Source organism: Streptomyces sp. NPDC001153, assembly GCF_053598315.1.
The window spans coordinates 94471-113120 of record NZ_JBSFJZ010000033.1 but is presented as its reverse complement, the minus strand read 5'-3'; the positions used below and the strand labels follow the sequence as shown (position 1 = coordinate 113120).

The window sequence follows — 18650 nt, the reverse complement described above, 5'->3', positions numbered from 1 at the left end:
GTCCGAACGCCGGCCGCCGGACTCGGAAAGGAGTAAGCGATGCCGCTCGATCGTGACCAGCTCGCTGCCCGGGCCGCCCGCGAACTGCGCGACGGTCAGTACGTCGACCTTGGCATCGGCCTGCCGACCCTCATCCCGAACCATCTCCCGCCCGAGGTCAAGGTGATCCTGCACTCGGAGAACGGGATTCTGGGCACCGGCCCCTACCCGTACGACGACATGGTCGATCCGGATCTGATCAACGCCGGCAAGGAGACCGTGACCGTGCGCGCCGGGGCCTCCTACTTCGACTCGGCGTTCTCCTTCGGGATTATCAGGAGCGGCCGTATCGACGTATCGGTGCTCGGCGCCATGCAGGTCTCCGCCGCCGGTGACCTCGCGAACTGGGCGATCCCGGGCAAGCTCGTCAAAGGCATGGGCGGCGCCATGGACTTGGTGCACGGCGCCCGTCGCCTGCTGGTGGTGATGGAGCACACCGCGAAGGACGGCAGCCCCAAAATCGTCCGGGAACTCACGCTGCCTGCCACCGGCTTGGATGTCGTCGACCGGATCATCACGGACCTCGCCGTCATAGACGTCACGGCCGACGGTCTACGGCTGGTCGAACTCGCACCCGGCGTCGCTGTCGACGACGTCGTGGACCGGACCGCAGCCCCGCTGGAGACCGCCGGCCACCGCTAGTCGGCGAGGAGATCAGGTCAGAGACCCTTACGACTCCGTTGCTCAGATCGTAGGCATTGGTCAGGCGCGAGTCGAAAGGCGAGCCGGGGCAAGTGGCTCGTCTTTGGACTGGGTGGCAGAAAGGCATCAGCGACGAGGTCCGCCGCTTGTGGGATCCCCCGCGGGAACTGGTGGGCGATGCTGTCGACGAGTGCGCAGAGGTTGGCATGCGCCCAGGGCGGCATCGATGTCGGCGACCTCCAGATGGCGTTGGAGGCGGCCGGTATCGGCGCCTCCGAGAGACGTGCGTCGTCTGTGACCCCACCCCCTCAGCCGTCCCGTTCCGCCATGGGACTGTTTTCGGGGTCCTGCCCATCCCACAGGGACGTTACGCGCGCGGCGGCGTCGCGGACCAGGATGCCGTACTGATCGCGGAGTTCGTCGGAGAGCCGGTAGGTCGGCACAGAGATGCTGAGGGATGCGGCCGGCACCCCGGTCGGATCCAGGATCGCCGCAGCGACGGCGCTGACGTCGTCGCGCCACATCCCGGTGTTGATGGCGTAACCGCGCTTGCGGACCGTGGCGAGAGTGGCACCCAGCGCCTCGGCATCCGTCACGGTCTGCCCGGTGTACTTGGTCAGCGGGTGGCGGGTGATCGCGTCCGCCGGCAGGTGGGCGAGGATCGCCAGCCCGGAGGCCGACGCGTGGAGGGGAGCGCGACCGCCGACCCAGGAGACGTTGCGGACGGTGTGCGTACTGTCGATCTTGTCCAGCAGGATCACGCTGTCACCGTCCACGATCGTCAGGTGGATCGTTTCGCGGGTCTGCCGGGCGAGGTCCGCCATCGCCGGCGCTGCGGCCTCACGGAGCAGGCGCTCGTGGCGCAACACGTGCCCGGCCAACTTCAGGGGCCTGGCCGTCAGTATCCACCGTGTGTGGCCGCTGCTGTCCAGCGGGCGGATCCACCCCACCTCGGCCAGCGTGGTCAGACTCCGCTGCACGGTGCTCTTGGGCAGATCCAGCTCCCGTGCCAGTGCGCCCACACCGACCGGCTGGGCCTCGGCAAGCGCCTCCAGCACGGAGAAGGCCGTGAAAACGCTGCGCATCCGTTGACGCCTCCTGACTACCCCCCTACCGTTTGGACCGCATAGTAGCACAGGCGTGCCGCATCGCGGCACAAATTTCACGGGCGACATCTTCGGGAGATGCGATGGCGGGTCCCCTCGACGGCGTGCGGGTTCTGGACGTCAGCCAAGTGATGGCTGGTGCCTATTGCGCGGCGCTCCTCGCCGACCTGGGCGCCGATGTGATCAAAGTCGAACGTCCGGTCGGCGACGAACTCCGTGGCTGGGGAGCCGACTTCCCCGGCGGCCAGTCGCCGGCATACATGGCGGTGAATCGGAACAAGCGCGGGATCGCCCTGGACTTGCGGGACGAGCGGGGAGCCGCCGCGCTGCGCAGGCTCAGTGCGGGAGTCGACGTCCTCGTCGAGAACTTCAGGCCGGGCGCCATGGAGCGGCTCGGCTGCGACTATCCCCGACTCGCCACACGGAACCCGCAGCTGGTCTACTGCTCGATCTCGGGATTCGGCCAGGACGGCCCGCTGGCCGGCCGGGGCGGGTACGACCTCGTCGCCCAGGGCATGTCCGGGATCATGAGCGTCACCGGGGAGCCCGGTGGCGCGCTGGTCAAGGCGGGCGTGCCGATCTGTGACCTCACCGCGGGGCTCCTGGCCGCCAACGGTGTGCTCGCCGCCTATGTCCACCGTCTGCGTACCGGCGAGGGACAGTACGTGGACACATCTCTGCTGGAGGCTGGCATCTCCCTGATGGTCTGGGAGAGCGCCGTCCTGTTCGCCACCGGGCAGGTAGCCGGCCCGCTCGGCTCGCAGATGCGACTCGCGGCCCCCTACGAGGCGTTCCGGACTGCGGACGGCTGGCTGACCGTCGGCACACCCAATCAGCGGATGTGGGAACGCCTCGTGGAGGCCTTGGCATGGCCGGGGCTGGGGACGGATCCGCGGTTTGCCGATCCGATGTCCCGCATGACCAACCGCCCGTCGCTGACCGAGGAACTGCAGAAGAGGTTCCTGCAGCACACCACCGAGCAGTGGATGGACATCCTCCTGCCGCACGGCATCCCCGCCGGACCTGTGTACGACATCGCTCAGGTCTATTCCGACCCCCAGGTCCGGGCCAGGCGGATGCTCGTCGAGGTCGAACACCCCACGGCGGGGTTGGTGAAGCACATCGGCGTGCCCGTCAAGTTCTCCCGCACTCCGGCCGTCATCGATCGTCCGGCCCCGCTGCTGGGCGAGCACACCACCGACGTGCTGACCGAAGCCGGCTTCGGCCCATCCGAGATCGAGACCCTGCTCGCCGCGGGCGTGGCCAAGGAGGAGAAGTGAGCGCAGTCCAGCTGAGGCACCACACCCCGCACATCGTGGTGATCACACTCAGCAATCCGCCCGTCAACACGCTCTCTTGGGAGAGTCGGGCGCACCTGAAGACGGCCATCGACCGGCTGGAGGAAGAGCCGGAGATTCGTGCGGTCGTCCTCACCGGGGCCGGAGGTGTGTTCACCGCAGGCGCGGACCTGGCCCAGGACCAGCGGATGACCCGGACCGAACTGCCCGCTCTCGTGGCGGACTTCGAGCGGATCGTCGACGGCCTGGAGAGGTTCCGCGCTCCAGTGATCGCCGCGGTCAACGGCCCGGCCGTCGGCGGCGGGTTCGAGCTGGCTTTGGCCTGCGACATTCGTGTCGCGTCGAGCGAGGCGTCCTTCGTCGCGGCCGGTGTCAACGTGGGCCTGATGGCCAACTTCTGGCGCCTCGCCAGGATAGTGGGACTCGGACCGGCCAAGGAGATCCTCCTCACCGGCGAGCGCTACGGAGCCGAGCGGGCCGCGGCCTGGGGACTGGTCACCGAGGTATGCGCACCCGAGGCGCTCATGCACGTAGCGCTGGCGAAGGCGGAGCGGATCGCGACCCGCGCCCCCCTGTCGGTCGAGGCCACCAAGCGGTGCGTGAACGACGCCCTCGAGATGAGCCGGGACGAGGCGCACCGGCGACAGGTCGACGAACTGGCCGAGTTGTTCATGAAGGACGACCACAAGGAGGCATTGCGTGCCTTCTTCGCCCGGTCGGTCGGCGAATACCACCGGCACTGATCCTGAGGAGTGACGTTGCACAGCTCTGTCCTGACCACCGTGCTGTTGCCGATCGCCCTGGCGGTCATCATGCTCGGCCTGGGCCTTTCTCTCACCTTCGCCGACTTCGCCCGCGTGATCGGTGCGCCGCGCGCAGTGGGCACGGCACTGGCCTGCCAGCTGGTGTTGATGCCCGCGCTCTGTCTGGCGCTGCTTGCCCTGACCGGAGCCGACCCCGACACCGCGGTCGGGATGCTGCTCCTGGCCGCATCACCCGGCGGAACGCTCGCAGCCGTCTACAGCCACCTCGCCCGCGGTGACATCGCGCTGAACATCACCCTCACCGCGGTCAACTCGCTGATCTCCGTCGTCACACTGCCGCTCGTCATGTGGGGCGTGACCCGCCACTACGTCGGCCACGCCCACAACATCGGACTGCAACCGCAGGGCGTGGTCACGCTGATCGCCACCGTCGTGCTGCCGGTGGCCCTGGGAATGGCGCTGCGGCGCCTGCGCCCCGGCCTTGCGCGGACTCTCGGCCAGGCGGTACGGATCGTCTCGCTCATCGTGTTGGCGGTCGTCGTCGTCGGTGCGATCCTGCAGAACGCTGGCCAGCTGGGCCGGTCCCTCGGCTCCGTCCTTCCGCTCACGGCGGCGTTCAGCGTCCTGAACCTGGTCATCGGCTACTGGGTTCCCCGCCTCGCCCGCGTCGAGCGGCCCCAGGCAGTCGCCTCGTCGATGGAGATCGGCATCCACAACGGTGCGCTCGCCGTCACCATCGCCCTCAGCCCCGCATTGCTGAACATGCCGGCCGCCGCGGTGACACCCGCGATCTACAGTCTTGTCGCCTTCATCACCGCGGCGGTGGCAGCCTCCCTGCTCGCCCGGCGGTCCCGCACGCTGCCCGTAATGGAACCGGCGAGCAGCACCTGACCGCCGCATGAGGGCCGTGGAGGTGTGGTCCGGCGCAACGGTGGTGTTCTCCTGCATCAGGGACCGCCACTCGTCTCCGAACCGGGTGATCACGGCCCGTGAGCCTCCGGCGCATCGGGCAGTCTGTGGACCTGATCGACCGGGACGGTTCGGAGGAAGGCGCGCATCACTGGGCCGCGCCCGCGCCAGCTGGAACGTTGAAACTCCGCGCCATGGTCCGCCGGCGCGGAGTCACCGATCCCAAGTGCTTCCAAGCCGCAACCGTGAACAACGGCAGAATGGGGTTCCGCACCTCGGCCGCGACAGAGATCATTCCCTAACCACCTTGCAGCCGGGCAGAATTGGGCAATCAAGTCCTACGCCATCAGGCCCCGGGCCCCGTATTCATCACGAACGTCACGCCTTCGGCGGGCAACTCGTGGCCGTCGTCGTCGAGGAACCCGACCCGCACGACCTGACCGGTGGAACGCATTCGCCGCAGAGAGGAGGGTCCAGACGGGCGAGGGCGGTGGTGGTCGCCCCACTGCTGGAGAGCCGCCAGCACGAGTTGCAGCTCCTGCCCAGCCGGAGTCAGGTGGTAGCTCAGCCGATGCCGACTGCCCGGCTCCTGGTACGTCCGCGTGCGCAACACACCGGCCTCGCTGAGAAGCTTGAGCCTGTCACTGAGCAGGTTCGGCGCGATGCCGAGGGACGACTGGATTTCGGCGAACCTGTGCTTGCCCGCGAAGATGTCGCGTAGGACCAGCAGAGTCCAACGCTCGCCAAGCACTTGCAGGCTGCGCTCGATGGAGCAGGCCGGCGAATCGTCCGTGGGACCGGACACCTTCCTCGTCGATGGCACTGCCACCCCACCTTCCACATCTCTGCCGGATCCTCACGCATGCCACGCGACCGCATGGCATGACCGAATTGTATACCTGAGTATCGGATCACTATCCAGTGTGCCGCTTGAGCGTCCAGAACAACCACTGGCCTGAGACCGGCGTGACGGCGGGACGACGCGCAGGGTGATTCCGGCTTCGCCCGCACAGCGATCGCGGCCCACGCGGCCGGTGGCCACCTCCCCCGCGGGACCGGGGGCGCCCCGCTGCCGTCACCGAGCGGGACACCTCACCACATACGGAACGTCGCTCGTGACGCGCACGGCATCGACGCCGCGCGTCGGGGCAAGCCCACCGGCACACGCGTCAGACGGCAGGGGACGAGGTCCGCGACCCGCCGTTCTTGAGTCGGCCGGCTACTGTCGCGAGCAGTTCGTCGGAGAGGTTCTTGTCGGCCACGGCCCTGGACATGAGCGTGGCGCCAACCAGGGCACTGAGGGTGAGCATCGCCTCGGCCTGGGCCTCCTCCGAGTCTTCGCTGAGGCCGGCGAGCAGATCCAGGTACGTACGGACCTGCTTCTCGTAGGCCTCTTTGAAGTGCTGGTCGCCGCGTCCGGCGGCGGCGCCGAGCGTGACCAGGGCGCAGCCGGTGGCCGGCGCGTCGCGGTGCTGCTTCCCGAGGTAGGCGTCGATGAGACCGGCCCTCGGTTCTCGTTCGTTCTTCCGCGCGGCTCTCTCCATTTTCGCCGAGCCCTCGGCCAGGGCTACGGCCGCAGCCTGGGAGATCAGGTCGTCCCGGGATGCGAAGTGTTTGTAGAAGCCGCCGTGTGTCAGCCCCGCCTCCTTCATCAGGTCCGCGATGCCGGGGCGCGTGACGCCCTCCGCGCGGATCTTGCGGGCTGCGATACGCAGTACCCGCTCGCGGGACGCCGCCTTCTCCTTCTGCGAGTGCCCCATGTCGGGTCTTCCTTTCGAGGGAGCGGCTTGCCGCCCACCGGATGGATGACGTCCATCATACACATGAAGTGAATCCTGACTATGAGCTGCTAATACTTGACTGCAAGGATGATGCGAGTAATCCTGAATCTAGATGTTGTTCATCATCCACATTCGAGGAGAAGCCGTGACCGACACCTACGACCCCAGCCGCACAGCCGTTCTGCTGGTCGACCCCTACAACGACTTCCTTTCCGAGGGCGGCAAGACCTGGCCGCGAGTGGAGCCCGTGGCGAAGGAGGTCGGCCTGCTGGACAACCTGCGTTCCGTGATCGACTCCGCCCGCGAGGCCGGCATGCGCGTGGTGTTCGTCCCGCACCGCCGCTGGCAGCCGGGCGACTACGAAACCTGGGACCACCCCAACCCCTCACAGCGCAAGATCCAGAAGGGGCACCACTTCGCCAGGGGATCCTGGGGCGGGGAGTTCCACCCCGACTTCCGACCGCAGGCGGCAGATGTCGTCGTCGGGGAGCACTGGGGCTCGAGCGGGTTCGCCAACACCGACCTGGACTTCCAGCTCAAGCAGCACGGCATCACCCACGTGGCGGTCGTCGGCCTGCTGGCGGAAACCTGCGTCGAGGCCACCGCCCGTTTCGCCATGGAACTCGGCTACCACGTGACGCTGGTCCGGGATGCCACAGCGGCCCTCTCCCCCGAACGAATGCATGCCGCACACGAGCTGACCGGCCCCACCTACGCCCATGCCATCGTCACCACCGCAGAACTCGTCACCGCGTTCCAGGACGCACAGTCGTGAGCCTGATGCCGACCAGGCGACGGCCCGGTGAAGCCGACCCCCCTCGCCTTCCCGATACGCCCGCCCCTGCCCTCCTGGCTGTGCGAGGAGGCGCAATGACCGCACTGTCCACGACCTCGGGCGTGAAGCGCGGCACCATCCCCGTCTTCGCCACCGCCACCGCCATCACCGTCTCCAACATCTACTTCACCCAGCCGCTTCTCGAATGGATCGCACAGGGGCTGGGCGTCTCCTCCGCCGCGGCGGGCATCGTCGCCACGGCCGGGCAGATCGGCTACGCGCTGGGCATCGTCGCGGTCGTCCCTCTCGCCGACCGCGCACGACTGCGCAGGATCTCGAGCGTTCTGCTCGCCATCACCGCACTGGCGCTGCTCGCAGGAGCACTGGCCCCCTCGATAGCGGTGCTGAGCACGGCGACCTTCGTCCTGTCGGTCACCACCGTGCTCCCGCAGCTCATCATGCCGACCGTCTCCTCGATGGCCGCGCGCGGCCAGGCGGGCCGGGCCCTGGGAGCCGTCGGTACCGGCCTGACCCTGGGAGCGCTGCTCTCCCGTACCGTCTCCGGGGCCCTCGCCGAAGCGACCGGGACGTGGCGTGCCGGCTACTTCGCCGCCGCGGCCGCCACCGCCCTGCTCTTGCTCGTCCTGCCCCGGTACATGCCGGAACAGAGCCCGCACGGCGGCCAGGACAGGATCGGCTACCCGAAGCTGCTGGCGTCCCTGCCGCGGCTCATCGTCGGGCATGCTTCCCTGCGCCTGTCCGCAGTCCTCGGCGCGACGGGCTTCGCTGCCTTTTCCGCGTTCTGGGCGACGCTGGCCTTCCATCTGTCCCAGAAGCCCATCGAGCTCGGACCGGCCGCGGCCGGCCTTTTCGGTCTCGGCAGCGTGCCCGGCGCACTGGCCGCCCGCTACTCCGGTCGGCTCACCGACCGCTACGGCCCCGACACCGTCAACACCGTCGGCTTGGCGTCCGCCGGCATCGCCTTCGTCGTCTTCCTGTTCGCCGGCGACTCCGTGGTGGCCCTCGTGATCGGTTGCAACCTGCTGGGCTACGGCACCACCAGTGCGCAGATAGCCAACCAGACACGGATCTTCACCGGGCCCGCCGCCCTACGCGCCAGGCTCAACACCGTCTACATCTTCGCCTTGTTCGCCAGCGGCGCGATCGGCTCCAGCATCGGCCTGGCGCTCCTTCAAGCACATGGCTGGACAGCGATGGCCTGCGAGGGGATGGCCTTCCTCGCCGTCGGAGCGCTGTCCCTGACGGTCCATTCCGTCAGGCAACGCCGCACATCCGGGGTGCAGAACTCCGTAGAAACAGGCCCGCGTGTCGCCGTCGGCCGCCCCGTCGGAAAGGGCGGCTGAAGCCCGTGGCGAAGGACACCGGCCCGCTGGACAACCATCTCGCCGGACCGCGGGAAGCGCCCTTGACTTTAAGAAGAAAAGTCAGGTGGAATTGCTACCGACGACGCCAGACCTCGGCCCACGTGCAACACCGAACGGATAGGACATAGACATGCAGATTCAAGGCAAGGCCGCCTTGGTGACGGGCGCCAACCGGGGGATCGGCCAGGCGTTCGCCCGAGTGCTCGCCGAGCACGGCGCCACGGTCTACGCCGCCGCACGCCGCCCCGAACAGATCACCGATCCCGGGGTGGTGCCGATCCAACTGGACGTCACGGACCCTGCCACCATCGCCACCGCGGTCGAGGCGATCGGCGACCTCTCCATCCTGGTCAACAACGCCGGCACCGCCTTCGCGGCGTCGCCGCTCACCGCGTCGCTGGACGACGCCAGGCGCGAGTTGGAGGTCAACTACCTCGGCACCTGGGCTGTGACCCAGGCCTTCGCTCCGACGCTGTCCCACAACAGCGGCGGCGCCGTCATCAACATGCTGTCCGCCGCATCCTGGCTGGCCCTGGAGCAGGCGCCCGGATATGCAGCGAGCAAGGCAGCGCAGTGGTCGCTGTCCAACGCGATGCGGTTGGCCCTGCGCTCGCAGGGCACCCGCGTGCTCGGTGTGCACGTCGGGTATGTCGACACCGACCTGTCCGCCAATGTCGACCAGCCCAAGATCAGTCCCGAGGAGGTCGCACGAGCCGCGATCAGGGGACTCCTCACCGGCCAGGAGGAAGTGCTCGTCGACGAATTCAGCCGCCAGATCAAGTCCGCGCTGCCCAACGACATCGCCGCGCTGTACTCGACCCGGTGACGGACGGCTGACTCATGAGCGACCTATGATCAAGGCTGTTGGCGGCGCCAACGGTTGTGGCGCGCTACCGTGCCGCCACCAGTGGCGTAGCGGCCGGTGCGGTGCATCATGGGAGTGCGGCTTCACCCCGAATCCCACGTTCACGGCGCGGGAGACCGTCCCGAGAGGTTTTGCACGTATGCCCGTCGTCATCGCCCGCCTGATCCCCGCGCCGGGCAAGACCCAAGAGGTGCTCGACGTGTACCGCGAGCTCGCCCCGCTGGTCCATCAGGAACCGGGATGCAAGCTCTTCGCACTACACACCGATGGCAAGGACGTCTTCATCGTCGAGCACTGGCTCACCTCCGAGGACTTCCAGGCGCACCTGGCCAGCTCGAATCTCCAGCGGATCAGGGACGCGACAAAGCCCCTACTGACCGAACCCAGCGAGATCTGGCCGGTGCAAAGCGTCCCCCTCGGCGACCCCGACAAGGGCGTGATCCACTAGCGACCCACTGTCTGAGCCGTCACAACAGCGTATCGATGCAATACCGGCGCGAGACTCCATGCGGCCCCACATGGACCTCCTCGTACACGGCCAGAACAAGTCTTCCACCAGATTCAGAGGCACCCGCCGGCTGTGGCTCAGTGCTGCGTTACAACGTTCTCCAGTGGCTCTCCGTCGGCGAAGCGGCCAATCTGGGAGCACAGCAGCCGCTCGACTCTCGGCAGGAAGGCGGAGGTCTTGTTGCCCATGTGGGGGCTGATGAGCGCCCCCGGAGCATTGCATAGCGGGTGGCCCGCGGGCACCGGTTCGGGGTCGGTGACGTCTAGCGCGGCACGCAGCCGTCCAGCTTCGGCTCGGTGAACAACGCCTCGGTGTCGACGACGCCGCCGGGCGCGATGTTCACCAGCAGGCTGCCGTTCCACATGTGTGCCAGGAAAGCGGCGTCGACAAGGTGGATGGTGGCGTCCGTGAGGGGCGTGGCCAGGTTCACCGCGTCGGCGCGTGGGAGCAGGTCGGGTAGGTCCGCAAGGGCCTGAACGGGGCCCAGCGGTGCACTTCGAGCGGTTCGTGCGACCCTCAGCACGCCGCACTCGAACGGCGTGAGTATCTGGCCCACATCTCGCCCTACCTGACCGACCGCATCCGCCGCTTCGGCGAGTACTCCGCCCACGTACTCGGCATCCCACCCGAGGCGTACGACCCGTCCCTGGATGTCGACTTCAGCCCGCTGCGCGGCGACGGTCCCGGCGCGAACAACTGTGGCCAGGCGGCCTGACCACGCCGCACCCAGCCACTTCTCCAGCGCCACGCTTACGCACGGTCACCAACACGGCCGGCCGACTGCATGTGCATCTCGCCGTACTCGCGTGGCCTTCGCAGCTGGGGCACTCGGAAGTGCAGCCGGAGGTCGAGCAAGTCGGCGCATTTCATCCGGCTGCACTTCTCGCACAAGGTGAGGAGGCAACTACCTGTCAGGCTGGGCGCTTTGGATTGATGGTCTTGTTGACGATCTCAAGTCGGTTGCCGTCGAGGTCAGTGACGTTCGCGGCGTAGTATCCGGGGCCGAAGTGCGGACGCGGACCCGCTCCACCGTCATCCTGGCCGCCGGCGGCCAGGGCGGCAGAATACGCAGCGTCTACTTCGGCCGGACTGTCGGCGACGAGGCCGAGGTAGAGGCCGGTCTCACCTGGCTGCCGCTCACGCAGCCAGATGCTGGCACCGACAGCTTTACCCGATCCATAGACTTGATCGCAGAGTCCGAAGAGGCTGGGGACACCCGGAGTGTCCGATTCGTAGGAACCGATCTCTTTCCACCCAAGCGGCTTGAGCGCCGCGAGATAGAAGGCGCTTGAGCGCTTGAGATCGCTCACCGAGATGTACACGTGATCAATCATTGTGGTGTCTCCTTCGGATGTGTCCCGCAGTCAGCGGGCTTGCTTCGTCTCTCGTGCCACCGGGGCGGCGCCGGGCCCTTACGAGGTCCAGACGTGGGCGTGGCGCTCGGCGAACGCGCGGAACGTGGTGGCCGGCCGCCCCGTGACCTTCTCGATGTCGCCTGTGGGCGTGGCTCCACTGCCCGCGATGATGGCGTCGGTGAGCCAGCGCATGATCACGGCGAAGTCGGCGGGGACACCCGCGGCGAGCGCACCGGAGATCCATGCCTCCTGGTCGATGTCGTGGTAGGCGACGGGGTGGCCACTCACGGCAGCGATAGTGCCCGCGACCTCGCGGAAGGTGAGGGCCTGCGGGCCGGTGAGCGAGTAGGTGGCGTCGGCGTGGGTTTCGGGGTCGAGCAGCGTCTCGGCCGCGGCCGCCGCGATGTCGGAGGCGTCGACGAAGGCCTCCCTGCCGCCGGCGCTCGGGGCCGTGATCACTCCGCCGATGACCGGGACGTGGTCGTCGGCGAAGTTCTGCATCACCCATGCGGGGCGCAGGACCGTGTGGGTGATGCCGGGCCGGGAGGCCAGGTCGGCCTCGACGGCCGCGATGTCGATCCCGGCCGGCGCCTGGTCGGCGTTGTGGACGCTCAGATAGGTGACGTGGCGCACGCCGGCCGCCTCGGCGAGGTCCAGGAAGGCGCCGACCTGGTCGGCGTAGCTGACGCGCATGGTAGGTGTCACCAGGTACAGGCGGTCGACGCCGGTCAGGGCGCCGGAGTGGGTGGCCGGGTCGTCCCAGTCGAACCGGACGTCCGCTCCGGTGCGTGCCGCGGTACGGGGAGCGACCCCTCGCTGGGCGAGGCCCTCGGCCAGCAGCGAACCAGTCCGACCGGTGCCGCCCAGAACGAGTGCGGTGGGGCGTGTTTCGTTGTTCATGACTCCACGCTAGAAGTCCTGAGCAAGACACTCCATGCGTGTTCCGCTCGATTCTTTACTTGATGCTCTCGCGCCTTGACCCTGATACTCCTACTGGCCAAGCTGATCCCATGGACCTGCTGTCTGACCACCTGGTGCGGGCGCGCGCCACCGGCGCGGTGTTCGCACGGACGGTCGCCGAACCACCGTGGGGACTGCATCTTGGCGGTTCGACACCGCTGTCGGTGCACACCGTCGTCCGTGGCCGCGGCTACCTCTGGCTGGACACCCCCGGCAGCGCCGTGGAGCTCATACCGGGAAGCGTCACGCTGGTGCGCGGCGGGCCGCACCACTACATCGGGAATGAGCCGGGCGCCACATGCCTCGAGCCGGAGGAGTTCCGGGCCTGCCACGCCCGGACGAGCCCCGACGACAACCCGCAGGCCACGGTGTTCCTGTGCGGCGCCTACCAGTTCTCCGGCGAGGTCGGCAGCGGGCTGCTGGACGCACTGCCCCAGGTGCTGACCCTATCGGCGGCCGACGACGATCCCCTGCGGGACGTGATCACTTTGATCTCCCGCGAGCTGGTCCGGAACGAACTCGCCCAGCAGATCGTCCTGGATCGCCTCCTGGACCTGCTTCTCGTCCTGGCCATCCGCTGCGACTTCCGCCGCAGCACGACCGCGCCCCGCTGGTACCGGGCAGCCGCGGACCCGCGCCTTGCCGCCGCGCTACAGGCCATGCACGAGAATGCGGCCCACCCGTGGACGGTCCCCGAACTGGCCGCGATCAGCGGCCTGTCCCGCGCCGCCTTCGCGCGGGTGTTCCGGGAGGCACTCGGTCAGGCCCCCATGCAGTACCTCACCGAATGGCGCATGACCATCGCCCGCGACCACCTGCGCGCCGACGATCTCACCCTGCCCCAGATCGCCGACGCCGTCGGCTACGGCTCACCCTTCGCCTTCGCCGCCGCCTTCCGCCGCCACCACGGAGAACCACCCGGAACCTGGCGGCAGAGGGAACGAGCGACCGCAGAGACACGACTGCTCACCAACACCCACCAGGGCCCGTGAGCGTCACCGGAATTTCCCGTCCTGACAGGCGGCGCCCTGCGGCCGCCTCCCAGCCCTTCGGCCCGAGTTCGTGGACGCCGTCAGTCTCTGCCCACCCACTTGGGATGGTGCCTCGCTGCCCAGGCGAGGTCGACGTACCCCGTCCGCATGCCGCGCCGCGCCTCCGGGTCTCTGCACGCCAGTCGCATGTGCCCGACCACGACGAGACCAATCGTCAACGCCACCCAGTCGTGTACGAAGATCGCGTTTGTGCGCGGGATCGGTGGCAGGAGGTTGGTGAACCACATCAGCAGGCCGGTGATCATCATGACCGGTACGGCCCCGGCGATCCACCCGGCGTAGAGCTTCTGCCCGGCGTTGAACTTGCCGGCCGGGCGGGAGCGCGGTGAGGTCCGGCGCTTACGGACAGCCCGCAGCCACCGCCAGTCGTATTCGGCGAAGCGATTGAGGTTGCGCAGATCACGACGGAAATCGGATGAGGTGAGCCCGAGGAGGAATGGTACGGGCAGCAGGATTCCCGTCCACTCATGGGCGGTGACGAGCAGGTGGCGGCGACCGACGAGCTCGGAGAGGGGCGGGAAGTACAGACAGGCTGCGGTTGCCACGCAGAGCAGCATCAGCCAGTTGGTAGCGCGGTGGGCCAGACGCTGCGCACGACCGAACCGGTGGATGCGGCCAGGGGGCTCAGACCGTGGATGCGCCGCTTCTCTTGTCGGCTCCGGGGAGCCAGCCGTCGACGTCATATCCGTTCACCTCCCAGTAGCCGGGTATCACCCGGTCGGTGACGGTGATTTTGGAGAGCCACTTCGCGGACTTGTAGAAGTACATCGGGGCAACGCAGAGGCGTACCGGACCGCCATGCTCGTAGGTGACGGGCATATCCTGCATCTTCAGTGCCACGAGCACATCAGGACGGCGTGCCTGTTCAAGGGTGAGGCTTTCGCTGTACACACCGTCGAAGCAGGTGAAGCGGATCGCCTTGCCTTCGGCACGAACCCCGGCAGCGTCAAGGATGGTGGAGAGCTGGGGGCCTTCCCAGGGGGTGTCGGGCACCCCCCAGCCGTCGGTGCACTGCACGTCGTGCACCACCCTGGTGTGCGGAAGGGCCTGCAGCTCGTCAAGTGCGTAGATTCTGGGGCGGTCGACGAGGCCGTCGACGGTCAACCGGTAGTTCGTCGCGTCCTTGTGCGGCACCGAGTCGGCGACACTGTAGTAGCGGAAGCCGCCCGGGCTGGGCAGCAGTTCGGTGAGTTTGGTGGGGTCGTACTGCGATGCCGCACCGAGCGCGCTGTCCCAGCCCCTTTGAAGGGAGGGCGCGGCGGCGATGCCGGCTGCGCCGATACCGAACGTCGCGAGCATCACGCGTCTGGCTATGGGTGCGCCGGCATCCGGTTCACTGTGCTGGTCAGTCATTTCAGTCATTCCTGTTGGAATACTCGCGGCCCAAGGAAAACAGGCGATGAGCAGGTCGGCAGAGTTCACTGCGGTTAGCCCGCAACGAGTAGCGCGGGTCCCTGCCGGTGCCCGTCATGGGATAGCACCTGCGTTTCATCAAACGCACACGACTGCGGGACTGTGGGAGCATTTCGCTTAAGACGTGTCTTGCTCTGCTGCGGGTTGGAAGTTGGTTACGGACGAAGGCCTTGGGGTTCAGGTCGCACGCGGTTGCGATCGGGACGTCCGAGGTGCCCGGGCCGGGGAAGTGCACGTGGCCGGTGGGGCCGAGCGGGTCGAGGGCGCGCCCCGCTCGGCCCCGTTGGACCGGGTCATGTGCAGAGAGGCCCGAACCGGTCCTTTACCCCGGATCAGGCGGCGGTGTGCGCTGCGCGGTAAGGGACCAGGAACGGGGTCAGCGCCGCCAGCATCTGCTCGGGTGCCTCTTCGGCGACCCAGTGGCCGGTGTCGGGGATGACCACGGTCTGCACGTCGTGTGCAGCAGCCTTCATGGTGACCCCGGCTCCGTCGGCAATGCTGAGCGCTCCGCCGATTGCCAGGACGGGCATGGTGAGCAAGCCGGACTTCTGGCGTTCCAGGTTCTGCGCGAGCGTGGTGTCGAACGCGCGGTAGAAGCTGAAGCTGCCGCGCAGCGCGTCGCGGTCGGAGGCAAGGGTGCTGATGTAGTAGTCGACGGCGTAGTCGGGCAGCTTCTTCGCAGCGTTGATGTCGAACTCGAAGCCGAAGAAGATGCCTTCCCGTCCTCTGACGAGCAGCTCGTTTATCGTGGCGAGGCGGTTGAAGCCGATGTGCCAGATCCGGTCGTTCAGCCACTCGGGGCCGAAGGCCGGCGGCGAGGTGCTGATGCCCGGGAGGGGCGCCTCGGCGACGACCAGGCGGTCGACCCGCTCCGGGTGGTCGGCGGCCAGGGCGTAGGCGATCGGCATTCCGGTGTCGTGGCCGACGACGGCGAACCGCTGGTGGCCGAGCTCGTCCATCAGGGCGGCCAGGTCGTCGGCGAGGGTGGCGGTGTCGTAGCCGTCCTGGGGCTTGTCGGTCAGGCCGATGCCGCGCTGGTCGACGGCGATGACGGTGAAATCCTTGGCCAGGGTGGGCATCAGCAGGCGCCAGGCGTACCAGGTCTCGGGCCAGCCGTGGACGAGCAGCAGGGCCGGGCCGTGGCCGCCGATGACCGCGTGCTGGCGGATTCCGTTGGCCTGGATGAACCGGCTGGTGAAGGTGTCGGTGAACCCGGCCGGGAGATTGGGCGCCTGCGAGACGCTGCCGAGGCCGTTCACGCTGCTGCCTGCCGGCCATCCGCGGCGGGATCCCGCCTCGGCTGCCGCAGCCGACTGGGCGGGGAGCACACTGAGGGATCCTGCGGTCGCCGCGGCCGCCGCTGCGACCGAGGTGGCCAGGAATTTCCGCCGGGAGTGCAGCGGCAGCTTTTCGAACACGGTAGACCCCTTTGGTTGTTTGGGATGTAAAGGCGAGACGCCGAAGGACGGGTGTGTCTGTCCACTCGGTTCGTCCCGCGATGCGCCTTGCGCCGGGAAACAGCAGAATTACGGCGCAGGTCCGGACTTGTTAGGCACAGAATTGTGGAATCCACGAGTCTTGATCTGTCGGCGCCGTTCTCGGACGCGGTCCGGCGGACCGTCGCCCGGTTCTGCGCACACGGCTTCGTGCTCCGGTTCCCCCCGGGACAGCTGGGGGTGCCGACGACGGAAGAGCAGGGGCGGTCAGAGTGTCAACGTGGCCGTCAGCAGGGCGTTGGCCGCGGCGATGTCACCGCTGATCCATTCCGGGTTTGCGGGCTGCCGCTTCCACAGGGCGAGTAGCAGCTCGGCTGCGGGAGCCTTCACCGTGGCCGCTGCGGGCCCCGAGTCCACCGGCAGGGTCTGCGGCATGTCGCCGGGCTGGATCAGCCAGCTGTGTCCGGTGTCGGTGGTGTGAAGCGCCACGGGTGCCGGCAGCGGCTTCTGCTCGCCGCTGCGCCAGACCCTGGGAACCATCACGGCGAACACCTCATCGATGCCATCGGCTGCGATCAGCGGATCGACGTGCACGTCGGCGCCGGTGGCCAGCTGGGCATCGACCAGGTGGACCGCCGTGTCCTGGGCAACACGGCGGAACCAGAGCGCCGCCACCGCGTCTTCAAAGCCGAACGCCCAGGCCGGTGTGGTGGGGTCGGTCTCCTCCAGGGTGGCCAGGATTGCGGCCGCGCCCCCGGCGTACCAGTCGGCGATCTCCTGCCCGGCCGGCGGGGCGAACTGCTCGCCGGGCAACTGCCCGGTCTGCAGCAGGGCCGCCGCGAAGCGGGACGCCTGGCCCAGATGGATGCCCAGGTCGTGCATGCTCCAACTGCCACAGGTGGCCACCGGGGTGGCCGGATCCGCGACGCGCAGCAACTGCTCTAGTGCGGCCGCCTCCTTACGCAGGGTGGCCAAATACGTGCCGGTAGCGAGAGGCAGCGGAGCGGGGGGCTGATTCACGGTGACCTCCGGTAAGGCGGGACCTGATGACGGCGGTTGCCTCGGCCGCCAGGGAACGAGACCTGCTTTCAGGAAGCGATCGGGTGAACACCGCCCCTGAGGCCGAAAGGAAGCATGCACGGCAGGCTAGTATTTTGCAAGTCAGACCTTCCCGGTGAGCTCGGTGGCGGGCACGGAGGGCAACCTCCGACTCCCCCGTTCGATCCGGCCGAGGTTTCGTTCCGCCACTTCGACACCGGTCAGCCGCGCCCGCAGCGTGCGACCGGCAGGACCAGCGCCAAGCCGCACGGGGTGTCAGATCTCCGCCGCAGGCAAACGCAGTCGATCGATGGCAACCCTTCGTCCGCCAGGGTTGACTTTTAAAATTATAGTCAGCTACGTTGCGGCGCATGACAAACGCACAGCAGTTCCACGTGGCCGAAGCATCGCCGTCCTACTGGAAGGTGACCTTCTCCAACGGCCCGATCAACCTCATTGACGTGGACACCATCGAGCAGCTCGCCGCTCTGGTGGACCGCATCGAGCAGGCGCCTGACCTGACCGTGGTCGTCTTCGACAGCGACAACCCCGACTTCTTCATGGCGCACTTCGACTTCCTGGCGGATAAAGCGCGCATAGCCGCCATGAAGCCCGGCCCCACAGGACTCCACCCCTACTCCGACAACTTCATCCGCCTCGGCAGGGTTCCGGCCGTCACGATCTCCGCGATCAAGGGACGCGCCCGGGGAGCGGGAAGTGAGTTCGTGCTGGCAACGGACATCCGCTTCGCCGGACACCGCGCGATCCTGGGGCAGTTCGAGGTCGGTGTCGGGGCCGTGCCCGGCGGAAACGCGACGGGGCACCTGGCCAGGCTGGTGGGCCGAGACCGCGCGATGGAGATCCTGCTCGGGGCCGACGACTTCCCAGCGGAACTGGCGGCAGAATACGGCTACGTCAATCGCGTCCTCCCCGAGGGCGAGCTGGACGATTTCGTCGATGCCTTCGCCCGCCGTATCGCAGGGTTCGACAAGGTCGCCGTAGCCGGAACCAAGGCCCTCATCGACGAGAGCACCCGGATTCCGGACGAAGAGTTCGGATCCGCCCTGTCCGCCTACTTCCAAACGGTAGGACGGCCCGAGAACGAACACCGCGTCCGGCGCCTCTTCGAAGGAGGCCTGCAGAAGCCGGACGGCATCGAACTCGACCTCGGCAAGCAGGTCGCAGAGAGCAACCGAAACTGACACCTGCAACACAGCGCCCAGAGCGGGACCCGGCCCTCACCGAAGCCGGCGAAGTCCGGCATGAGTGAGCACGCCAGGCGACGTGGAAACCACAGCCCGGACAGCGCCTCTCCGAGATCGCC

The 18650-nt window shown here is 67.9% G+C and carries 19 protein-coding genes and 1 pseudogene; 10 read left to right on the top strand and 10 right to left on the bottom strand.

Features of this window, described 5'->3' with window-relative positions; all coding sequences use genetic code 11:
• Positions 1-39 precede the first annotated feature (39 nt).
• The gene (locus ACWDEN_RS32520; protein WP_450861382.1) at positions 40-681 is read left to right on the top strand and encodes a 3-oxoacid CoA-transferase subunit B; all 642 of its coding nucleotides are present in this window, start codon (positions 40-42) and stop codon (positions 679-681) included.
• Positions 682-989: 308 nt separating this feature from the next.
• Here ACWDEN_RS32520 and ACWDEN_RS32515 read toward each other — a convergent pair whose 3' ends face one another.
• Positions 990-1766 (bottom strand): IclR family transcriptional regulator, encoded by a 777-nt coding sequence (locus ACWDEN_RS32515; protein ID WP_351606405.1) that lies wholly within the window; start codon positions 1764-1766, stop codon positions 990-992.
• A gap of 104 nt (positions 1767-1870) precedes the next feature.
• On the opposite strand from ACWDEN_RS32515, the gene ACWDEN_RS32510 reads away from it, so the two are divergent.
• Genes ACWDEN_RS32510 through ACWDEN_RS32500 form a run of 3 tightly spaced genes read left to right on the top strand, consistent with a single transcriptional unit; the run spans position 1871 to position 4740 of the window.
• Entirely contained in the window at positions 1871-3067 is a 1197-nt protein-coding gene (locus ACWDEN_RS32510) for a CaiB/BaiF CoA transferase family protein (protein ID WP_382098766.1), read from the top strand.
• The gene (locus ACWDEN_RS32505) at positions 3064-3828 is read left to right on the top strand and encodes an enoyl-CoA hydratase/isomerase family protein (protein ID WP_450861379.1); all 765 of its coding nucleotides are present in this window, start codon (positions 3064-3066) and stop codon (positions 3826-3828) included. Before ACWDEN_RS32510 ends, ACWDEN_RS32505 begins: the two co-directional genes overlap by 4 nt.
• Positions 3829-3843: 15 nt before the next feature.
• Entirely contained in the window at positions 3844-4740 is an 897-nt protein-coding gene (locus ACWDEN_RS32500; RefSeq protein WP_450861378.1) for a bile acid:sodium symporter family protein, read from the top strand.
• Between the two features lie 364 nt (positions 4741-5104).
• On the opposite strand, the gene ACWDEN_RS32495 is transcribed toward ACWDEN_RS32500, so the two are convergent.
• A complete protein-coding gene (locus ACWDEN_RS32495; RefSeq protein WP_450861376.1) occupies positions 5105-5563 on the bottom strand; it encodes a winged helix-turn-helix transcriptional regulator in 459 nt (152 codons plus the stop codon).
• A gap of 364 nt (positions 5564-5927) precedes the next feature.
• Positions 5928-6518: a TetR/AcrR family transcriptional regulator gene (locus ACWDEN_RS32490; protein ID WP_450861374.1), complete on the bottom strand. Its 591-nt coding sequence runs from the start codon at positions 6516-6518 to the stop codon at positions 5928-5930.
• A gap of 166 nt (positions 6519-6684) precedes the next feature.
• On the opposite strand from ACWDEN_RS32490, the gene ACWDEN_RS32485 reads away from it, so the two are divergent.
• The 4 genes from ACWDEN_RS32485 (at position 6685) to ACWDEN_RS32470 (ending at position 10012) form a co-directional block, all read left to right on the top strand.
• Positions 6685-7314, top strand: coding sequence for an isochorismatase family cysteine hydrolase (locus ACWDEN_RS32485; RefSeq protein WP_450861372.1), 630 nt, complete (start codon positions 6685-6687; stop codon positions 7312-7314).
• A 95-nt stretch (positions 7315-7409) separates the two neighbouring features.
• The gene (locus ACWDEN_RS32480; RefSeq protein ID WP_450861370.1) at positions 7410-8678 is read left to right on the top strand and encodes an MFS transporter; all 1269 of its coding nucleotides are present in this window, start codon (positions 7410-7412) and stop codon (positions 8676-8678) included.
• Positions 8679-8829: 151 nt separating this feature from the next.
• Positions 8830-9525, top strand: coding sequence for an SDR family oxidoreductase (locus tag ACWDEN_RS32475; protein WP_450861368.1), 696 nt, complete (start codon positions 8830-8832; stop codon positions 9523-9525).
• Between the two features lie 178 nt (positions 9526-9703).
• Positions 9704-10012, top strand: coding sequence for a putative quinol monooxygenase (locus tag ACWDEN_RS32470; RefSeq protein ID WP_351606380.1), 309 nt, complete (start codon positions 9704-9706; stop codon positions 10010-10012).
• Between the two features lie 137 nt (positions 10013-10149).
• On the opposite strand, the pseudogene ACWDEN_RS32465 reads toward ACWDEN_RS32470, so the two are convergent.
• The 3 genes and pseudogenes from ACWDEN_RS32465 to ACWDEN_RS32455 form a co-directional block, all read right to left on the bottom strand.
• Positions 10150-10616: pseudogene (locus tag ACWDEN_RS32465) on the bottom strand (NAD(P)-dependent oxidoreductase); the annotation flags it as partial.
• Between the two features lie 367 nt (positions 10617-10983).
• Positions 10984-11406 carry a VOC family protein gene (locus tag ACWDEN_RS32460; protein WP_351606378.1) on the bottom strand — a complete coding sequence of 141 codons (423 nt, stop codon included), beginning with the start codon at positions 11404-11406 and terminating at the stop codon, positions 10984-10986.
• Positions 11407-11484: 78 nt separating this feature from the next.
• Positions 11485-12327 carry an NmrA family NAD(P)-binding protein gene (locus ACWDEN_RS32455; RefSeq protein ID WP_450861365.1) on the bottom strand — a complete coding sequence of 281 codons (843 nt, stop codon included), beginning with the start codon at positions 12325-12327 and terminating at the stop codon, positions 11485-11487.
• Positions 12328-12437: 110 nt separating this feature from the next.
• Here ACWDEN_RS32455 and ACWDEN_RS32450 point away from each other — a divergent pair, with 110 nt between their 5' ends.
• Entirely contained in the window at positions 12438-13379 is a 942-nt protein-coding gene (locus ACWDEN_RS32450) for an AraC family transcriptional regulator (RefSeq protein WP_450861363.1), read from the top strand.
• Between the two features lie 80 nt (positions 13380-13459).
• Here the strand turns inward: ACWDEN_RS32450 and ACWDEN_RS32445 are convergent, their stop codons facing one another.
• From ACWDEN_RS32445 to ACWDEN_RS32430, 4 genes are all read right to left on the bottom strand, one after another.
• Complete coding sequence (locus tag ACWDEN_RS32445) at positions 13460-14122, bottom strand: cytochrome b/b6 domain-containing protein (protein ID WP_450861362.1); 663 nt, start codon at positions 14120-14122, stop codon at positions 13460-13462.
• Positions 14064-14792, bottom strand: a complete 729-nt coding sequence (locus ACWDEN_RS32440; RefSeq protein WP_450861360.1) for a molybdopterin-dependent oxidoreductase — start codon at positions 14790-14792, stop codon at positions 14064-14066. The genes ACWDEN_RS32445 and ACWDEN_RS32440 overlap by 59 nt, the downstream gene beginning before the upstream one ends.
• Before the next feature lie 392 nt (positions 14793-15184).
• Positions 15185-16270: an alpha/beta fold hydrolase gene (locus ACWDEN_RS32435; RefSeq protein WP_351606367.1), complete on the bottom strand. Its 1086-nt coding sequence runs from the start codon at positions 16268-16270 to the stop codon at positions 15185-15187.
• A gap of 285 nt (positions 16271-16555) precedes the next feature.
• A complete protein-coding gene (locus ACWDEN_RS32430) occupies positions 16556-17263 on the bottom strand; it encodes a maleylpyruvate isomerase family mycothiol-dependent enzyme (protein WP_351606365.1) in 708 nt (235 codons plus the stop codon).
• Positions 17264-17697: 434 nt separating this feature from the next.
• Between ACWDEN_RS32430 and ACWDEN_RS32425 the strand changes: the two genes are divergently transcribed.
• Positions 17698-18528 (top strand): enoyl-CoA hydratase/isomerase family protein, encoded by an 831-nt coding sequence (locus tag ACWDEN_RS32425; RefSeq protein WP_450861358.1) that lies wholly within the window; start codon positions 17698-17700, stop codon positions 18526-18528.
• The last annotated feature ends 122 nt before the right edge of the window (positions 18529-18650 follow it).

Coding starts and splice junctions, on each gene's coding strand:
- ACWDEN_RS32520 (WP_450861382.1), top strand. CDS start 40: ATGCCGCTCGATCGTGACCAGCTCGCTGCCCGGGCCGCCCGCGAACTG.
- ACWDEN_RS32515 (WP_351606405.1), bottom strand. CDS start 1,766: ATGCGCAGCGTTTTCACGGCCTTCTCCGTGCTGGAGGCGCTTGCCGAG.
- ACWDEN_RS32510 (WP_382098766.1), top strand. CDS start 1,871: ATGGCGGGTCCCCTCGACGGCGTGCGGGTTCTGGACGTCAGCCAAGTG.
- ACWDEN_RS32490 (WP_450861374.1), bottom strand. CDS start 6,518: ATGGGGCACTCGCAGAAGGAGAAGGCGGCGTCCCGCGAGCGGGTACTG.
- ACWDEN_RS32480 (WP_450861370.1), top strand. CDS start 7,410: ATGACCGCACTGTCCACGACCTCGGGCGTGAAGCGCGGCACCATCCCC.
- ACWDEN_RS32475 (WP_450861368.1), top strand. CDS start 8,830: ATGCAGATTCAAGGCAAGGCCGCCTTGGTGACGGGCGCCAACCGGGGG.
- ACWDEN_RS32470 (WP_351606380.1), top strand. CDS start 9,704: ATGCCCGTCGTCATCGCCCGCCTGATCCCCGCGCCGGGCAAGACCCAA.
- ACWDEN_RS32460 (WP_351606378.1), bottom strand. CDS start 11,406: ATGATTGATCACGTGTACATCTCGGTGAGCGATCTCAAGCGCTCAAGC.
- ACWDEN_RS32455 (WP_450861365.1), bottom strand. CDS start 12,327: ATGAACAACGAAACACGCCCCACCGCACTCGTTCTGGGCGGCACCGGT.
- ACWDEN_RS32450 (WP_450861363.1), top strand. CDS start 12,438: ATGGACCTGCTGTCTGACCACCTGGTGCGGGCGCGCGCCACCGGCGCG.
- ACWDEN_RS32445 (WP_450861362.1), bottom strand. CDS start 14,122: ATGACGTCGACGGCTGGCTCCCCGGAGCCGACAAGAGAAGCGGCGCAT.
- ACWDEN_RS32440 (WP_450861360.1), bottom strand. CDS start 14,792: ATGACTGACCAGCACAGTGAACCGGATGCCGGCGCACCCATAGCCAGA.
- ACWDEN_RS32425 (WP_450861358.1), top strand. CDS start 17,698: ATGACAAACGCACAGCAGTTCCACGTGGCCGAAGCATCGCCGTCCTAC.